10 protein-coding genes are annotated in these 16,895 nt (G+C 69.3%); 5 read left to right on the forward strand and 5 right to left on the reverse strand.

The window, feature by feature from the left end; translation table 11 throughout:
• Positions 1-93: 93 nt before the first annotated feature.
• The 3 genes from HUA78_RS16060 (at position 94) to HUA78_RS16070 (ending at position 4,396) form a co-directional block, all read left to right on the forward strand.
• Positions 94-2,610, forward strand: coding sequence for a cellulose binding domain-containing protein (locus HUA78_RS16060; protein ID WP_174476647.1), 2,517 nt, complete (start codon positions 94-96; stop codon positions 2,608-2,610).
• A 77-nt stretch (positions 2,611-2,687) separates the two neighbouring features.
• Positions 2,688-3,260, forward strand: coding sequence for a nuclear transport factor 2 family protein (locus HUA78_RS16065; RefSeq protein WP_217442497.1), 573 nt, complete (start codon positions 2,688-2,690; stop codon positions 3,258-3,260).
• A gap of 14 nt (positions 3,261-3,274) precedes the next feature.
• A complete protein-coding gene (locus HUA78_RS16070; protein WP_174476648.1) occupies positions 3,275-4,396 on the forward strand; it encodes a serine hydrolase in 1,122 nt (373 codons plus the stop codon).
• A 10-nt stretch (positions 4,397-4,406) separates the two neighbouring features.
• Here HUA78_RS16070 and HUA78_RS16075 read toward each other — a convergent pair whose 3' ends face one another.
• Positions 4,407-4,874: an Lrp/AsnC family transcriptional regulator gene (locus HUA78_RS16075; protein ID WP_174456387.1), complete on the reverse strand. Its 468-nt coding sequence runs from the start codon at positions 4,872-4,874 to the stop codon at positions 4,407-4,409.
• A gap of 64 nt (positions 4,875-4,938) precedes the next feature.
• On the opposite strand from HUA78_RS16075, the gene HUA78_RS16080 reads away from it, so the two are divergent.
• Positions 4,939-7,068, forward strand: a complete 2,130-nt coding sequence (locus HUA78_RS16080; protein ID WP_174476649.1) for a M3 family metallopeptidase — start codon at positions 4,939-4,941, stop codon at positions 7,066-7,068.
• Here the strand turns inward: HUA78_RS16080 and HUA78_RS16085 are convergent.
• Positions 7,056-7,688, reverse strand: coding sequence for a TetR/AcrR family transcriptional regulator (locus HUA78_RS16085; protein ID WP_174476650.1), 633 nt, complete (start codon positions 7,686-7,688; stop codon positions 7,056-7,058). The genes HUA78_RS16080 and HUA78_RS16085 overlap by 13 nt on opposite strands.
• A gap of 99 nt (positions 7,689-7,787) precedes the next feature.
• On the opposite strand from HUA78_RS16085, the gene HUA78_RS16090 reads away from it, so the two are divergent.
• Positions 7,788-8,375, forward strand: coding sequence for an NADPH-dependent FMN reductase (locus HUA78_RS16090; protein WP_174462726.1), 588 nt, complete (start codon positions 7,788-7,790; stop codon positions 8,373-8,375).
• A 6-nt stretch (positions 8,376-8,381) separates the two neighbouring features.
• Here HUA78_RS16090 and HUA78_RS16095 read toward each other — a convergent pair whose 3' ends face one another.
• From HUA78_RS16095 to HUA78_RS16100, 3 genes are all read right to left on the reverse strand, one after another.
• Complete coding sequence (locus tag HUA78_RS16095) at positions 8,382-9,293, reverse strand: LysR family transcriptional regulator (protein WP_174476651.1); 912 nt, start codon at positions 9,291-9,293, stop codon at positions 8,382-8,384.
• 99 nt (positions 9,294-9,392) lie between these two features.
• Entirely contained in the window at positions 9,393-11,264 is a 1,872-nt protein-coding gene (locus HUA78_RS46435) for an OmpA family protein (RefSeq protein WP_254623740.1), read from the reverse strand.
• Between the two features lie 32 nt (positions 11,265-11,296).
• Positions 11,297-16,621 carry an HYR domain-containing protein gene (locus HUA78_RS16100; RefSeq protein WP_254623741.1) on the reverse strand — a complete coding sequence of 1,775 codons (5,325 nt, stop codon included), beginning with the start codon at positions 16,619-16,621 and terminating at the stop codon, positions 11,297-11,299.
• Between the last annotated feature and the right edge of the window lie 274 nt (positions 16,622-16,895).

Consider the following 16,895-nt stretch of genomic DNA (forward strand, 5'->3'; position numbering starts at 1 on the left):
GAGCTGTTATCCGAGCATATCTGACTAGTCTTGGATAAATCCGTATCAGTGGTGCAACACCTGCCACGCGGACACCCAAGACTGGAGTTGTTCATGCTCACTCGAAGAACCGGCTTGCTCCGGTTGGTGTTGTTGACGTTTTCCTCTGTGGCGGTCCTGGGCTCGACGCCGACCTGGGCGCAGACAGTGCTTGACCTGTCGCCGGCGAATCGCAGGGTGCCCATCTCCGGGCTGCCGGACTGGTCCAAGGCGGGCTACCGGGGCGGGCAGAACCTCCCGGGTGAAGGGGACATCAATCCGGACGCCACGTGCCGGGTGACTCCGGCGGAGCTGGCGACGACCTACGGCGTGATTCCCAATGATGGCGTGGACGACACCACGGGTCTGCAGGCCGCCATCGACCACCTGCGCACGGCGTGCACCCCCAGCGCCTCGTACACGAAGCTCTCCCTGCTCTCACTTCCCGCGGGCCAGCTCGACGTGTCCCGACAGTTGGGCGTGGACGCCAGCTACCTCATCATCCGTGGCGCGGGCTCCTCGCCGGTGACGGGCACGAAGCTGGTGTTCCGCCCCGATGTGAACACCCGCTACGACACCCTGACGTCGGACGGTGGCGACTGGGACGAAGACGGCATGACGCACGGGGAGGGCAAGGGCGGCTGGCTGTGGCCCGGACGGGGCCTGTTCCGCGTGCAGTCGCGCGGCGTCCACACCTCGTACAACGAGGACGAGAACGACGACTACCAGACGGCGCCTCCCAACCGGGCGGACATCTTCGAGGGCACCGTGAATGTCCACTGGAAGGTCGGCGTGAAGCTCCGCGTGAAGCCGGGTGACACCGGCTTCGCCGCGCGCACGGGCGACACCGTGGTGTACCTGGCGGCGAACTCCGCCGCGCTGGCCGTGGGCAGGCTCGTCAACATCCGCGCCGCCAACTCACGGGCCTTCTACGCCGAGCAGCAGGCGCTGCCCACCCAGCACGCGCTGTCCAACCTGCACATGCGTCAGCAGCTCTTCCGCATCGCCGCCGTCGACACGGGCAACAAGACGCTCACCCTGGACAAGCCGCTCGAATACGACGTGCCGGTGACGTCAACCTCGGACGGGTCCACCGCCATCGACGGCTCGGTGTACGACTCCAAGGCGGCCCCGCTCGTCGACCCCATCGTCGGCGTGGGCATCGAGAACCTGTACTTCACGCAGGAGGTGCCGGGGGTGAGCGCCTCGGCCGCGCTCCACAACTACGGCAATTTGGCGCCCGCGTACGAGATGCACGGCATCGTCTTCAAGTGGGCCGCGGACTCGTGGGTGCGGGGCATCCGCGCGGAGATGACGGGCTCGCATCCCATCGTCACGGAGGAGGCGAAGAACCTCCAGATTGTCGACAACGTGCTCGACGGCGCATGGAACAAGGGCAAGGGCGGCAACGGCTACTTCCGAGGCTCCCGCGTCTGGGACTCGCTCTACGCCGGCAACACGTCCCGCAACCTGCGGCACTTCACCTTCCAGTGGTCCGCGTCCGGCAACGTCGTCATCGGCAATGACTTCGACTCCGACCTCAACCTCCACGGCGGCTGGGAGCGACGAAACCTCTTCGAGCGCAACATCAGCACGGTTCCGTACGCGCACCGCTCCGGCAACTGCAGCTCCCACTGCGGAGAGGAAGGGGGCGGCGGCCCGGATGACTCCAACTGGTATCCCATCTGGTGGGGCGCCGGGAAGAAGGCCGTGAAGTGGTCCGGCGCCACGGGGCCGCAGAACGTCTTCTTCAACAACGTCCTGCGCAAGCAGGTGGGCACCGACACGTCCCCCTACGCCGACTTCTATTCGGAGCCCTCGCGCATCTACCAGTTCGGCTGGTCGGGCGCGGCGTACAAGCACCTGGACATCAACGGGACGCCCATCGCCGACTGGGCACACGCGGAGACGCTCGACTACTCCGGTGGCCATGGCGTGGACACCACGAGGACGGACACCGCGCCCTCGCTGTTCCTCATCAGCGTCGGTGCGCCGCCGCCTCCGGACACCACCCCGCCGAGCGCGCCCTCCAACCTCCGCGTGACGGCGGTGACCTCCACGAGCGTCACCCTGGCCTGGGACGCGGCGACCGACGACCGGGGCGTCTCCGGCTACTCCGTCTGGCTCGGCGGCAACGTGGCCGCCACCACGACGGGCCTGGGCGTGACGTTGCTGGGGTTGAGCCCGGCCACGGCGTACACCTTCACCGCCACCGCGAGGGATGCGGCGGGCAACGTGTCGGCGCCGAGCGCCCCGGTCATCGCGACCACGGCTCCGCCCGCGCCCTCCGGGCTCGTCGCCCACTTCGCCGTGAGCTCTTCCTGGGCCAATGGCTACACGGGCCGCTACACGGTGGAGAACCTGGGCACGGTGAACGTCACCGGGTGGCAGTTGGAGTTCGACCTGCCGGCCGGGACGATTGCGCAGAGCCCGTTCTCCTCCACGATGACGCGCAACGGGGACCACTACACGTTCCTTCCCGTCAGCCACAACACCACCATCAAGGCGGGCGCGAGCAAGGAGTTCGGCTTCACGACCATCGGACTCGGACAGCCCTTCAACTGCACACTGAACGGCAACCCCTGCGAGTGAGGCGGGCGCGTCGCTGACGCGTGGACAGGGATGGCCCGGCGCTCGTTCAGGCCGGGCCGTTCCTGCTTCATGAGGCCATGCGGCGGAATAATCGCGAAGTGCCCGGGTTGCTGGCCGGCCGCGCGAACACACCCCGCCACCTCGCCTCGGAGTCCTTCGTGAAGCTGTCGCTCCTGCTGCTCACCTGCCTTGTGTCCCTGCCCGCCTTCGCGGAGGAGAAGCCCAAGGACACCGCCGTCGCCCGGCAACAAATCACCGCCGTGGTCGACGACTTCCGCGAGGCCATCATCCAGAAGGACCGGAAGAAGTTCCTCGGATTGTTCCTGCGCGAGGACGCCACGTGGCAGTCCGTCGATGGAGAGGAGCTCCTGAAGCGCCGCCTCCAGAAGAACCCCAAGGCGACCCGGCTCAAGCTCGATGCACGGCAGAACCCGACGACGTTCATCGATGAAATCGTGGCGGACGCGGAGCGTAGCGAGGAGAAGTTCACCAACGTCCGCATCGACACGGACGGAACCATCGCCTCGGTCTCCTTCGAGTTCACCTTCCACCTGGGCGAGCGCGTCATCAATCGCGGCCAGGAGAGCTGGCACCTGGTGAATACGGGCGCCGGCTGGAAGATTGCCTCCGTCATCTGGTCCAACAACTAAGGCCCACGCCCGACATGTCCTCCCACGCCCCGCTCCTCTCGCTTCTCGCCGTCGCGTGCTTCGCCTCCCAGGCGCCAGGCGCACCCCAGGCCTCCGTCTCCGCGAAGCTGGACGCCCACCTCCAGTCCTATGTCGACAAGGAGGGCTTCCGAGGCGCGGTGCTCGTCGCAAAGGACGGGAAGGTGCTTCATCGCGCCGCCTACGGCCTGGCGGACGAGAAGGGCCGGCGCGCAAACCAGGTCGACTCCCAGTTCCTGATTGGCTCGCTGACCAAGTCCTTCACCGCCGTGACGGTCATGCAGTTGGTGGACGCGGGCACGCTGGACCTGAACGTCCCCATCTCCCGCTATCTGCCGAAGCTCCGCGCGGACCTGGGCAAGAGCCTGACGCTCCACCTGCTGCTCAAGCACCAGTCCGGCCTGCCCACGCATCTGGACTCGCTGGTGGAGCGTGAAGCAGAGACGGATGTCTCCTCGGCGGAAATCCTGCGGCTCATCAACACCGCGCGCGTCTCGTTCAAGCCCGGAGCGAAACACGAGTACTCCAACCTGAACTACCACCTCGCGGCCCTCATCATCGAAGCCGTCACCGGCAAGCGCTACGCGGAGGTGCTCCAGGAGAAGACGTTCGGGCCGCTTGCGATGACGGACTCGGGCATCGAGCGGAGCACGAGCGTTCCGCCCAAGCGGGCCTTCGGCTACGCGAAGGAGCTGCTGGGCGTTTCGCGCGACGAGAACAACGTCTCCTATGCCCTGGGCTCCGGAGACATCTACTCGACGGTGGATGACCTGTACGCCTGGGACCAGGCGCTCTTCGGCTCGGGGCTGGTGTCCGCTCCGAGCAAGAAGCGGCTCTTCACGGGAGAGAGTCGCGCGCTCGGCTACTACGGCTATGGCTTCCGGATTCAGCAGTACCAGCGGAGCCCCGGCAGCAAGGAGCGTGGCGTGCTGGTGCGGCACGGCGGCTCCATGGATGGGTTCCTCTCCAACCTCCACCACTACACCGAGGACCAGCTGACGGTGATTGTCCTCGGCAACGTGCGGCCGTTTCCCATCCGGGAGCTGACCTTCGAGCTGAAGGAGATTGCCCTGGGACTGGAGCCCAAAAGCCGCTCGCGCGCGGAGCTGGACGAGTAATCCCGCCCTGTCAGGCGCCCTTGTCGACGGGCACGCCCAGTCGCGTGAAGGAGAACACCAGCGACGTCTCGATGCGGCTCACCTCGGGACGGTTGGTGAAGGACTGGATGGTCAGCACCCGCAGGTGCTCGGTGTCGCGACACACCACGTGCACCAGGAAGTCCGTCGTCCCGCCCAGGCAATAGACAGCCACCGTCTCCGGCAACGAGCGCAGGTGGTCACCGATGTTGCCGAAGGCCTCGTCCACGTGCTGGCGCAGCTGCACGGCGATCAGCGCCTGAAGACCCAACCCCATGGAGCGCACGTTGAGCTCCGCGCGGTAGCCCTGGATGATGCCTTCCGTCTCCAGCCGCTTCACGCGCGCGAGGCAGGAAGAGGGCGCGAGCCCCACCTGCGCGGCGAGCGCCTTGTTGGACAGCCGTGCATTGTTCTGGAGGGCCTCCAGAATCGTGCGATCAATTCGGTCGAGGGGGGTCATCTGGGGTTCCTGGACGAATTTCATTCGATGGATGCGACCCGAAGCTGCCTCTTATTCTGTGTCAATGACACGATACCGAATTGGAGCACTCGTTGTCCTGCTGGCGGGCGCGGCCGTCGCCGCTCCTGAAACCCCTCCCGGCAAGGGCGCCACCCTGCTCGCGCCCTGGTCCGGCCCTCACGGCGGAGCGCCCCCGTTCGACCGGGTGAAGCTGGAGGAGTTCCGTCCCGCGCTCGAGGAAGCGATGGAGCAGGAGCGGCGTGAAGTGGCGCGGGTCGCGGACTCGACCGAGCCGCCCACGTTCGAGAACACCATCGCCGCGCTGGAGGACACGGGCCGGGGATTCACTCGCGTCTTCGAGGTCTACAACGCGTGGTCCTCGTTCGTGAACACGCCCGAGTATCAGGTCATCGAGCGCGAGATGGCGCCCCGGCTGGCCGCGTTCTGGGACGAGAGCACCCAGAACCGTCGCCTCTTCCGGCGCATCAAGGCCGTCCACGACTCGGCCGCGAAGGCGAAGCTGACGCCCGAGCAGCGGCGGCTCGTCGCGCATTACCACGACGTCTACGTCCGCTCCGGCGCGAACCTGGGCGCGGCGGCCGGCAAGCGCTTCACCGCGCTCAACCAGCAGCTCGCCACGCTCTACACGACGTTCAACCAGAACGTGCTCGCCGACGAGAAGCGCTTCACCCTCCTGGAAACGGAAGCCGACCTGGCGGGCCTGCCGGAGCCGCTGCGCAAGGCCGCCGCCACGGAGGCGGAGGCGCGCGGGAAGAAGGGCCAGTGGGCCGTGGCCAACACGCGCTCGGCGGTGGCGGACTTCCTCACCTATTCGGACCGCCGCGAGCTGCGCGAGAAGGTGTGGCGCAACTACGACAGCCGGGGGGACCACGGAGATTCCCACGACAACAACGGCGTCATCACCCAGATACTCGCCGCGCGCGCCGAGCAGGCGAAGCTCCTGGGCTTCCCCACCCATGCCCATCGGCAGCTCGCGACGTCCATGGTCAAGACGCCCGAGCGCGCGATGCGACTGCTGGAGCAGATGTGGACGCCCGCCGTCGCCCGCGTGCGCGAGGAAGTCGCGGCGATGCAGGAGATTGCCCGGCGCGACGGGCAGCCGGAGACCATCGCCCCCTGGGACTACCGCTACTACGCGGAGAAGGTGCGCAAGGCGAAGTACGACCTCGACGACACCGAGGTGAAGCCGTACCTGCGACTCGACTCCCTGCGGGACGGCATGTTCTGGGCCGCCGGCGAGCTGTTCGGCTACACCTTCACTCCCGCGCCGGACGTGCCCGTCTACCACCCGGACGTGAGCGTCTTCGCGGTGAAGGAGCGCACGAGCGGGAAGCCCCTGGGGCTGTTGTACTTCGACCCCTACGCGAGGCCGGGCAAGTACAACGGCGGGCAGACCGAGACGTACCGCGTGCAGGAGCGCTTCCGGAGCGAGGTGACGGGCCTGGTGGCCATCAGCATGCCCTTCGTGAAGCCGGGGCCCGGAGGAGTCGCGCTGCTGGGCTGGCGCGACGCGCTGACGCTCTTCCACGAGTTCGGCCACGCGCTGCACTCCCTGAGCGCGAGCGTGACGTACCCGACGCTCGGAGGTGGCCGCGTGGTGCGCGACTTCGGGGAGTTTCCCGCCGAGCTGTTCGAGCACTGGCTGTCCACTCCGGAGGTGCTCAGCCGGTTCGCCGTGCACCACGTGACGGGCAAGCCGATGCCCGCGGACCTGGTGGCCCGCATCCAGAAGGCCGCGACGTTCAATCAGGGCTTCTACACGGTGGACTACCTGACCTCCGCGCTCGTCGAGATGAAGCTGCACCTCGCGGGTGCCCGCCGCATCAACCCCGACACGTTCGAGCGCGACGTGCTCCGCCAGATTGGCGCGCCGGAAGAGGTCGGCATGCGCAGCCGGCTGCCCCACTTCGGGCATGTCTTCGCCAGCAACGGGTACGCGGCCGGCTACTACATGTACCTGTGGGCGGAGATGCTGTCGGCGGATGCCTTCGAGGCGTTCACCGAGGCTGGCGGTGCCTATGACCCGAAGGTGGCCGCGAGGCTTCGCGAGCACATCCTGTCCGTGGGCAACACCGTGGACCCGTTCGAGGGCTACCGGGCCTTCCGGGGGCGGGAGGCGAACCTGGACGCCTTGATGCGGGAGCGAGGCTTCCCCGCGCCTCAGCGGCCGTAGCCATACAGGAAGACCCGGACACCGGACGCCACGTGCTCGGCGCGCTCCTTCCTGGTGAGCGTGAGCCCTCCGTCATGGGGGCCTGGGACGGAGACCAGGCGGGTGAAGTGGAGGGCCGCGCGCTCCGGGTCCTCGACTCGCAAGAGTTCCTCGTCCGCCAACCGTCGCAGGTGGCGGGCGAGCTCCCGGCGGACCTGGAGCGGCCCGGCCTCGCGCCACGCCTTGATTGCGGGCGCGGGGATATGGCCCGCCTCCGCGTTGACCTGTCGCACCAGGGCGAAATGTTCGGCGGAGTCCGGCATCGGTGTCCCCCAGGCCAGGGCGAGTTCGATGAGGTCCGTTTCCAGGTTCGTGACTTTTCGCAGGTGCCTGTCCAGGAGGGCCGTCTGCGCCTCGGCGACCCGTGACGCGCTCTCCTGGATGACGGCCTGGAACAGCCGCGCTTTGTCCTGGAAGTGGTTGTAGAGCGTACGCGTGGACACACCCGCCTCGTCGGCAATCATGTCGATGCTGGCGCGGGTGTAGCCGTCCCGAGCGAAGACCGTCAGCGCCCCCATCAGGAGGGCCTGACGCTTGTCCCCCTGCCCTCCACGCGGCTTCGTCCGGTCTGCTCGGGGCATGTTCGTTCCTTTTGCACGGGTACAACCATCGTTTTACTCAGTACAACGTACGTTGTACCCTGGCGCCCGTTCTCGCGCACGCATCAAGGGAGGCTGAAGTTGACCCGGCTCGGCATCGTCATTGGAAGCACCCGCCCCGGACGCAGGGCGGAGGTCGTCGCCCGCTGGGTCCATGCCGCCGGACAACGGCATGCCGCCGTCGTGGCGGGGGACGCGACCCTGGAGCTCGTCGACCTGGCGGACCACGACCTGCCGCTGCTGGATGAGCCCATCCCCGCCATTCGCGGGGACTACCGCCACGCGCACACCCGGAAGTGGGCCGCCACGGTGGGCGCGTTCGACGGCTTCGTGTTCGTCACGCCGGAGTACAACCACTCATTCCCCGCCGCGCTGAAGAACGCCATCGACTTCCTCTATGCCGAGTGGAACGACAAGGCCGCGGGGTTCGTGAGCTACGGGGGACTCGGAGGCGTCCGCGCGGTGGAGCATCTGCGCACGACGCTGGCCGAGGTGAAGGTCGCCACCGTGCGCGCGCAGGTGTCGTTGTCGAAGTACACCGACGTCGCGCTGTTCACCGACCCGGGCAACTGGTCGCCCGCGCCCGCCCAGGAGGCCGCGCTGCACACGCTGCTGGACGAAGTGCTCGCATGGTCCCGGGCCTTGAAGACCTTGCGCGCGCCGGGCTGAGCGGACCTATTCGACGGCGAGCGCCACCGAGGAAGCGTTGGCGAACACCCGCGAGAGCCAGTCGATGAAGACGCGCCCCCGGGGCGACAGCTGGCGGCTCCGCGGATAGAGCAACGAGACGGGCGTGGGCGACGGGGGATGTTCGGGCAGCAGCTCCACGAGCGTCCCCGCGAGCAGCTCGCTCTCCACGTGGTAGCGCGGCAGTTGAATCAACCCGAGCCCGAGCTTCGCCGCCGAGGCGTAGGTCTCCGCCCCCGTGACGGTGACAGTCGCTGGGAGGGTGACGTTTCTCGGCGCGCCGTCGACCCTGAACTCCAGGGGAATCATCGACCCCGTGGCCGACGAGATGAAGCCCACCGCCACGTGGCCCTCGAGTTCCTCCAGCCGGGTGGGTGTCCCGTGGCGGGCCAGATAGGCGGGGCTCGCGCAGGTGACCTCCTTGAGCAGCGCCACGCGCCGCCCCACCATGGCGCTGTCCTGGAGGTCGCCCACGCGCAGGACGCAGTCGATGCCTTCCCGCACCAGGTCGACCAGCCGGTCTCCTTCGCCAAGGTGGAGCTTCAGGTCCGGGTATTCGGCCAGGAATGAGGGCAGCGCCGGCAGGACGAAGTGCCGCGCCAGGGTGCCGTGGACGTCGACGCGGAGCTGTCCCTTCGGCTTTGCGCCGCTGAAGGCGGAGTCGGCATCCTCCACCTCGCCCAGGATGGCGACACAGCGCCGATAGTAGTCCTCGCCATCCAGCGTGGGCCGGACATGGCGTGTCGTGCGCTGGAGCAGTCGCACGCCCAGCCGGGCCTCCAGTTGCTTGATGGATTGCGTGGCCGTCGAGCGCGGAAGCTCCAGGTCCTGAGCAGCCACCGTGAAGCTGCGGCGCTCCACGATGCGCGTGAACAGCCGCATGACGTCCAACCGGTCCATCCCCGCCTCCTCACGGTCCGCTGGGGCCGAGCAGTGACTGGCCTGCTCGGCCTCAACGGGCCGCGGGGCACGTGGCCCCGCGACTCCGAGCACACCGACTCACCGCTTGATGACGAACTCCACGCGGCGGTTCTCGCTGCGTCCTTCCAGCGTGTCGTTCGTCGCGATGGGCTGAGTCGGACCGTAACCCCGGGCCTCCAGTCGCGAGCCGTCGATACCTCGGCGGATGAGGTAGGCGCGCACGGCCTCCGCGCGGTCCTGACTCAAGGTGCGGTTGAGGTCCTCCGGACCGGTGTTGTCCGTGTGCCCCTCGATGCGCACCGCGACTTTGGGCCGCGCCTTCAGTTGCTCGGCAATCTCGTCGAGCACCTTCGCGCCCTCGCCCTGAATCTCGGACGTCCCCACCGGGAAGGTGACGCGACGGTCCGCCAGCGAGAGCCGCTCCTCCGTCGGCGCCTTCGCCGGCTCGGGGCAACCCTCGTTCTCCACGGTGCCCTTCTCCTTCGGGCACTTGTCGGAGTCGTCCGGCACGCCGTCCCCATCCGTGTCCTTGGGGGCGGGGCAGCCTTCGTTCTCCACGGAGCCCTTCTCACTCGGGCACTTGTCGGAGTCATCCGGCACGCCGTCGCCATCCGTGTCCGTCGCCGCCACCGGCGCGGGGCAACCCTGGTTCTCCGCGGTGCCCTTCTCCTCCGGGCACTTGTCGGACTCATCCGGCACGCCGTCACCATCCGTGTCCGTCGCGGGCGCGGGGCAGCCCTGGTTCTCCACGGTGCCCTTCTCGTTCGGGCACTTGTCCTCGGAATCCGGCACGCCATCGCCGTCCGAGTCAGGGCAGCCGCTCGTCTCCGCGCTCCCAGCCTCGTTCGGGCACTTGTCCAGCCGGTCGACGACGCCATCGCCATCCGAGTCGCGGTCGGGGCAACCCGCGTTGTCGGGCGACCCCGCCTCCAGCGGGCAACGGTCCGACTTGTTGGGCACGGAGTCACCGTCATCATCGGAGTCGGGGCACTGCTCAGGCGTGTGCGTGCGTCCGCCCTTGCAGACATCCTCGCGAGCCGCCGGGTTGTGCGCCCACGCGATTCCCGCGCCCACGCGCCACGAGGGCGTCCCTGGGATATCCGTGAAGCCATGCCCGGCGAGCGCGTTCAGCTCGAAGCCCATGCCAATGGGCAGCCGCACGCCTCCGAGCAGCTCCACGGCAACGTCCGGATGCACCAACGACTCCGCCACCTGCAGGGCGATTTCGCCGCGCAGGCCGTCACCCCGGGTCGCCACCACCACGGACTGCTCCAGCTCCGTGCCCACGTCGCGGCCCGGCTCCACTTCCGTGGACCTCACCCGCGCGCCCACGCTCGCGCCGAGCGCGAACATGCCCACCTCGCGCCCCAGGGAGACCCGGGGCGAGAACTGGAGGCCCGCCCAGTGCTCCTGACGTCCGAAGGCGCTCGCCCGTCCACCCGGGAGCCCCACGTCGAGCCCCACCGCCAGGGACAACGGCGCGCCTTCCTCGCGCCGCAGCAGCGAATAGCGCGCCCCCACCTCGGGCGTGCCGAGCCCCGAGGACGAGGGCTCCGCGACACCCGCCAGCCTGTTCGCCCCATGCCCGCCCTGCGAGATGATGACGGGCAATCTGGCGGAGACCTCCAACCGGTCCACCGGAGACCACGCGCCCATGAGCCAGGCCGAGGTCCTGTAATGGATGATGGAGTGCTCGCTCCCGTCACTGCCCTCCAACACGAGGATGCCGCGCTCGTAGTTGGCGAGGAGGCTGAGCCGAAAGCCCCCCTCGGAGAGCACCCGGCCCGTGTCCACCATCAGTGAGTCCGTGGCGGCGGCGCTCAGACGCAAGCGCTCCGCATCGAACGCGACCAGGGGGCTGGAGAGTGCCTGCGCCGAGGCGGTTGTGGCGGCCAGGGCCGCGACGAGCACACCAGTCCGTGCCAATTCACGCAAGGGAAGGTCCTTCAAGCTGAAGAGTCGAATGAGAGGATTCAAGAGGCTCACGGGGCGACTCGCTCCCGGCCGCGACGACGGCCCGCCCAGACGGCGAGGACCGACAGCACGACCAGCACCGCGTCTCCACCGCCGCCCGTGGATTGACAGCCACCTCCGGCAATCGAGATCAACCGAGCCTGGACGGAGACCTCGAACGAGCACTGCGCCGAGTTCCCCGCAGCATCCGTGGCCGTGACGGTGACGCGCGTCTGTCCCGAAGAGAAGCGCGAGCCGGACTCCGGCGACGCGGTGACGGTCGCCGGCCCGGAGACGGAGTCCGTCGCCGTGGGCAGCGTGTACGTCACCTGCGCGCCCCCTGGCTCGTCCGAGGCCACCTGGAGGTTTTCCGGGCAGTTCAACGTCGGGGCCGTCGTGTCCCGCACCGTCACCTGGAACGTACACGTGGCCCGGTTGCCCGCCGCATCGTCCGCCGTCACAGTGACCGTCGTCACTCCCAACGGGAAGGTGCTTCCCGACGGCGCTGAGTAGGCCACCACCGGGTCCGCCGCCCCCCCATCCGTCACGGTCGCGGGTTCATAGGTCACCACGGCGCCCGAAGCGTCCTGGGCCTCCACCACCGGGTCCGCGGGACAGGTGAGCACGGGCGAAAGGGTGTCTCGCACCGTCACCAGGAACGTACACGTGGCCCGGTTGCCCGCCGCGTCTTCCGCCGTCACCGTGACCGTCGTGTCCCCCAGCGGCAAGATGCTTCCCGACGGCGGTGAGTACGTCACCAGCGGGGTGCTCCCCACGTCGGAGGCCGTGGCCGGCGGATAGGTCACCGCGGTCTCCGCCTCCGCCACCTGATTCCCAGGACACGTCAGCACGGGCGGAACCGTGTCTCGCACCGTCACCAGGAACGTGCACGTGGCCCGGTTGCCCGCCGCGTCTTCCGCCGTCACCGTGACCGTCGTATCCCCCAGCGGCAAGGTGCTTCCCGACGGAGGCGAGTACGTCACCGTGGGCGAGGCCGTCACCGCGTCGGACGCCGTCGCCGCCGGATAGGTCACCGCGGTCCCCACCTCCGCCACCTGGTTCCCCGGACACGTCAGCACGGGCGGAAGGGTGTCTCGCACCGTCACCAGGAACGTGCACGTGGCCCGGTTGCCCGCCGCGTCTTCCGCCGTCGCCGTTACGGTCGTATCTCCCAGCGGCAAGGTGCTTCCCGACGGCGGCGAGTACGTCACCGTGGGCGTGGCCGTCACCGCGTCGGACGCCGTCGCCGCCGGATAGGTCACAGGGGCACCCGAAGGGTCCGCCGCCTCCACCACCATGTTCACCGGACAGGTGACTGTCGGAGGCGTCGTGTCCCGCACCGTCACCAGGAACGTACACGTGGCCTGGTTGCCCGCCGCGTCCTCCGCCGTCGCCGTGACGGTCGTATCTCCCAGCGGCAAGGTGCTTCCCGACGGCGGCGAGTACGTCACCGTGGGCGTGGCCGTCACCGCGTCGGACGCCGTCGCCGCCGGATAGGTCACAGGGGCACCCGAAGGGTCCGTCGCCTCCACCACCATGTTCACCGGACAGGTGACTGTCGGAGGCGTCGTGTCTCGCACCGTCACTAGGAACGTGCATGTGGCCCGGTTGCCCGCCGCGTCCTCCGCCGTCGCCGTGACGGTCGTATCCCCCAACGGCAAGGTGCTTCCCGACGGCGGTGAGTACGTCACCGTGGGCGAGGCCGTCACCGCATCGGACGCCGTCGCCGCCGGATAGGTCACAGGGGCACCCGAAGGGCCCGTCGCCTCCACCACCATGTTCACCGGACAGGTGACTGTCGGAGGCGTCGTGTCCCGCACCGTCACCTGGAACGTGCACGACGCCTGATTGCCGGCCGCGTCCTCCGCCGTCGCCGTGACGGTCGTCATCCCCAATGGCAGCGTGCCGCCCGAGGGCGGTGCGTACGTCACCGTCGGATTCCCGGTGATGACGTCGGTCGCGGTGGCGGGGGGATACGTCACGACAGCGCCCGCCGGGCTCGTCGCCTCCACCTGCTGGTCCGCCGGGCAGGTGATGGTCGGCGGCGTTTCATCCACCACGCCCACCGTCACCGTGGCCACGTTGCTGTCCAGGCCGCAGTCCCGGGCCATGAAGGTGAAGCTGTCCGGCCCCACGTAGCCCGGATTCGGCGTGTACGTGACGGCGGGAGGCGTCCCGCTCAGTGTGCCGTTCGCCGGAGGCGTGACGATGACGTAGGTCAGCGGCGGCCCCACCTCGGTATCCGTGGCCACCAGGGTCACATTCACCGGGACTCCGTAGCCCGTTTCCACCGTCTGGTCCTGCGCCACCGGCGCGATGTTCTCCAGCACCGTCACCAGTCGCCCGCTTCCAATCCCGTTGGCGAAGACGGACAGCGCATAGGTGCCAGGCGGCGCGCTGGCGGGAATGGTCACCGTCGCGCCCGTGGCGGACAGGTCCGTCCCCGGCAGGCTCCAGAGCCGACCTCCCTCCACGCCTTGCAGCCGCGCCAGCGGGAAGTCCGCCGAGGAGTCCTTGTAGTCGCCCGAGCTGGCACCGGAGATGCCTCGGAACCGCGCGCCGGTGATTCGGGCGGAGCACGCGCGCGTCACCTCGTCCGGCCCCGTCACCACCGGACGCCATGAGGGCTGCGCCCCCGTGTCTTCGTACAGCTCGGCGCTCGCCAGCCACGCGTTGGCCGCGGACTGCCCCCCGAGCGCGAGCACCTCGCTCGTGGGCAGCACCACTGCGGCGAAGCGCGCCCTGGGCCCAGCGAGATTCGTCGCGGGCTTCCAGGTATTCGTCGCGCCGTCGTACAGCTCCGCCGTGGCGCGCACCGCGCCTCCCGGCCCCTGGCCTCCCGCGACGAGCACACGGCCCGACGGCAGCAGCACCGCGGAGTGGAAGGCCCGCGCCTCCGCGAGCGAGCCCGCCGGAGTCCAGGTGTTGGAGACCGGGTCATACAGCTCCGCCGACGCCAGCTCCGCCGCGAGCGTGGTGCCCGCCGACGCCAGCACACGGCCCGAGGACAACACCGTCAGCGTGAAGGACTCGCGTCCCTGCGCGAGGCTCGCCGCTGGAGCCCAGGTGTTGGTGGTCGGGTCATACAGCTCCGCCGTGGCCAACAGCGCCCCCGCGTTCTGACCACCCGCCACGAGGACACGCCCGTCGTTCAGCAACACGGCGGCGTGCCGCGAGCGAGGCGTGGCGGCGGATGCGGCCCCGCTCCAGGTATTGGTCGCCGGGTCATACAACTCCGCCGTCGCCGCACCCGCGCCGCCCACCACGAACACCCGGCCCGAGCCGAGCACCGTCGCGGTGTGGCCATCGCGGGCCGTGGCCATGTTGCCCGCGGCCGACCAGGCGTTGGCGGTGGCGTCATACTGCTCGGCGGAGGCCTGCGCTCCCGCGCCATTGGCTCCGCCGACGACGAGCACCCGGCCCGACTGCAACAGGCTCATCGTGGCCCGCTCGCGCGCCGTCGCCAGGGAAGCGGCGGGCGACCAGGCGTTGCTCGCGCGCGTGTAGCGCTCCGCCGTCGCCAGCACGCCGCCCGGGCCGCGTCCTCCGGCCACCAGCACCTGCCCCGAGGGCAACAACACGGCCGCCCTGGAAGCGCGAGCCGCCGCGAGATTGCCGGCGGGAGCCCAGACATCGCTGGACGCGTCATAGACGTCGGCGTTGGCGAAGAAGGTGAGGCTCGGGTTGGAGGCGTAGCCACCGTTGACCAGCACCTGCCCCGTGGGCAGCAGCGTCGCCACCATGTTCTCACGCCCCACCGCCAACGCCCCGGCCGGGCTCCAGGTCCCCGTCGCGGGGTCATACAGCTCCGAGACAGTCTGCGTGTTGCGGGCCGCGTCCGCGCCCCCCTGGACGAGCACCTTGCCGTTGGGCAGCAGCGTGGCGGTGTGGCCATTGCGCGGATGGGTGAGAGCTCCCGTGGCGGTCCAGGTGTTGGCCGCCGGGTCATAGAGCTCCGCATGGGTGGTGACCCCTCCGGCCGTGAAGCCGCCCGCGAGCAGCACCCGGCCATCCGGAAGCTGCGTCCCCGTCGCGTAGTGCCGGGGGACCAGGGCAGGCGCCGCGAGAGACCAGGTCTCGGAGACGGGGTCATACAGCTCGGATTCGGGGACCTCGCCCGGGATGAGATTGCTGAAGCCGCTCATCACCAGCACCCGTCCATTCCTCAGCAGCACGGCCGTGTGGGCACGGTGGATGACCGCCATGGGAGCCGTGGAGGTGAAGGTATTGGTCGCGGCATCGTAGAGCTCCGCGGTCGCCAGGTTGGAGCCACCGGCGACGAGCACCTTGCCCGAGGGCAGCACGGTGGCCGTTGGCAGGCTGCGCGAAGCGGCCATCGCGCCCGTGGCGGTCCAGGTGTTCGTCTGGGCATCGTAGATGCGTCCCGTCAGGCTGCCGTCCGTCATCACCAGCGCCCGTCCCGTGGGCAGCATCACGCCCACCGCGATATTGCCCTGGATGCCGGGGCCCGCGGCGGACGCCCAGGTCCCGCGCTCCGGGTCGAACCGCTCCGCGGTGGTCACGAAGCCCAGCCTGTTGACCCCGCCGGCCACGAGGACCGTGCCATCCGTCAAGAGCAGCGAGGAGTGCTGCGCCCTCGGGGTCGCCATGCTGGCCGTCGACGACCAGCCCGGGTCCACCACCAGCGGCGCGGTGAGTCCGGCGAGCGCCACTTCGGTGACGAGGCTCACGCGAGGGCCCTCCACCTCGAACACGTTCGCGAGCGATGACGCGCGAACCCCCGACAGGCGCGTGTCACCACGCCGGGACTCGCCCCGCGCATCGCGCACCTCGGACGGGTGGAAGCGCAGGACCGGCTGCCCGTCGGTGTCGAGGAACTCCACGTACTCGCCCACATCCCGCAGGCGCGTCACCGAAGGGGGCAGCGTGACGTGGTACTCCGCGCGGTGGAGGGGCTCGGAGCCATCCACCACCCAGGCCTCCTCCAACCGCGAGGAGCGCCACCCCTGGCTCACCTCGGCGGAATCACCCACCGGGAACCAGAAGTGTCGCGGGCCCGCGAAGGACACCGCTCGCTCGCGAAGCAGGGTACCGGCGTCATCGGCGCCAGCTCCCTGCTCGACGCGGAAGAGCAGGCCCCGCGTCGTCAACTCCAGCGTCCCGCTCGCGGAGAGCCGCGACGTGAGAGCTCGGGAGTCCGCGACGGTGAGGGGGACCTCCGAGGAGGAGAAGACCTTCGACGGCGCCTCCTCCGTGGTCAGCTCCGGAAAGTAGGCCCGAGCCAGAGCGAGCGCTTCCGCTGAAGCCGGCAGGTCCTGCTTCTGCTCGCATGCGGCGACCAGGGCACAACCAACCACCACGACCAGGTATCGCGAGACGCGTCTCGACTGCATCTGTCACCCTCCACACCCATGCGTGTGGCACGGGCTGACGCGCGAGGGCCGCCACGGCTGGCGAGCGTGCGCGTGTTGCCTCCGGCTGTATCACGCTTTCACCCCACCGGGTCCTCACCGACGCCTCGAAAAAAGGACGCCAGGGGTCTGGGACACAGGCGGCACAAGTGACGCGTTGTTCAACAGGAGCGTCGCTTTCCCGCGAGGGGAAACACACGCCCGAGGCGGAGGCTGGTCATCCTCCCGAGCAGGATGGCAGGCTGCGGGCCCCGTT

This window comes from Myxococcus sp. CA033, from assembly GCF_013336625.1.
Taxonomy (GTDB): domain Bacteria; phylum Myxococcota; class Myxococcia; order Myxococcales; family Myxococcaceae; genus Myxococcus; species Myxococcus llanfairpwllgwyngyllgogerychwyrndrobwllllantysiliogogogochensis.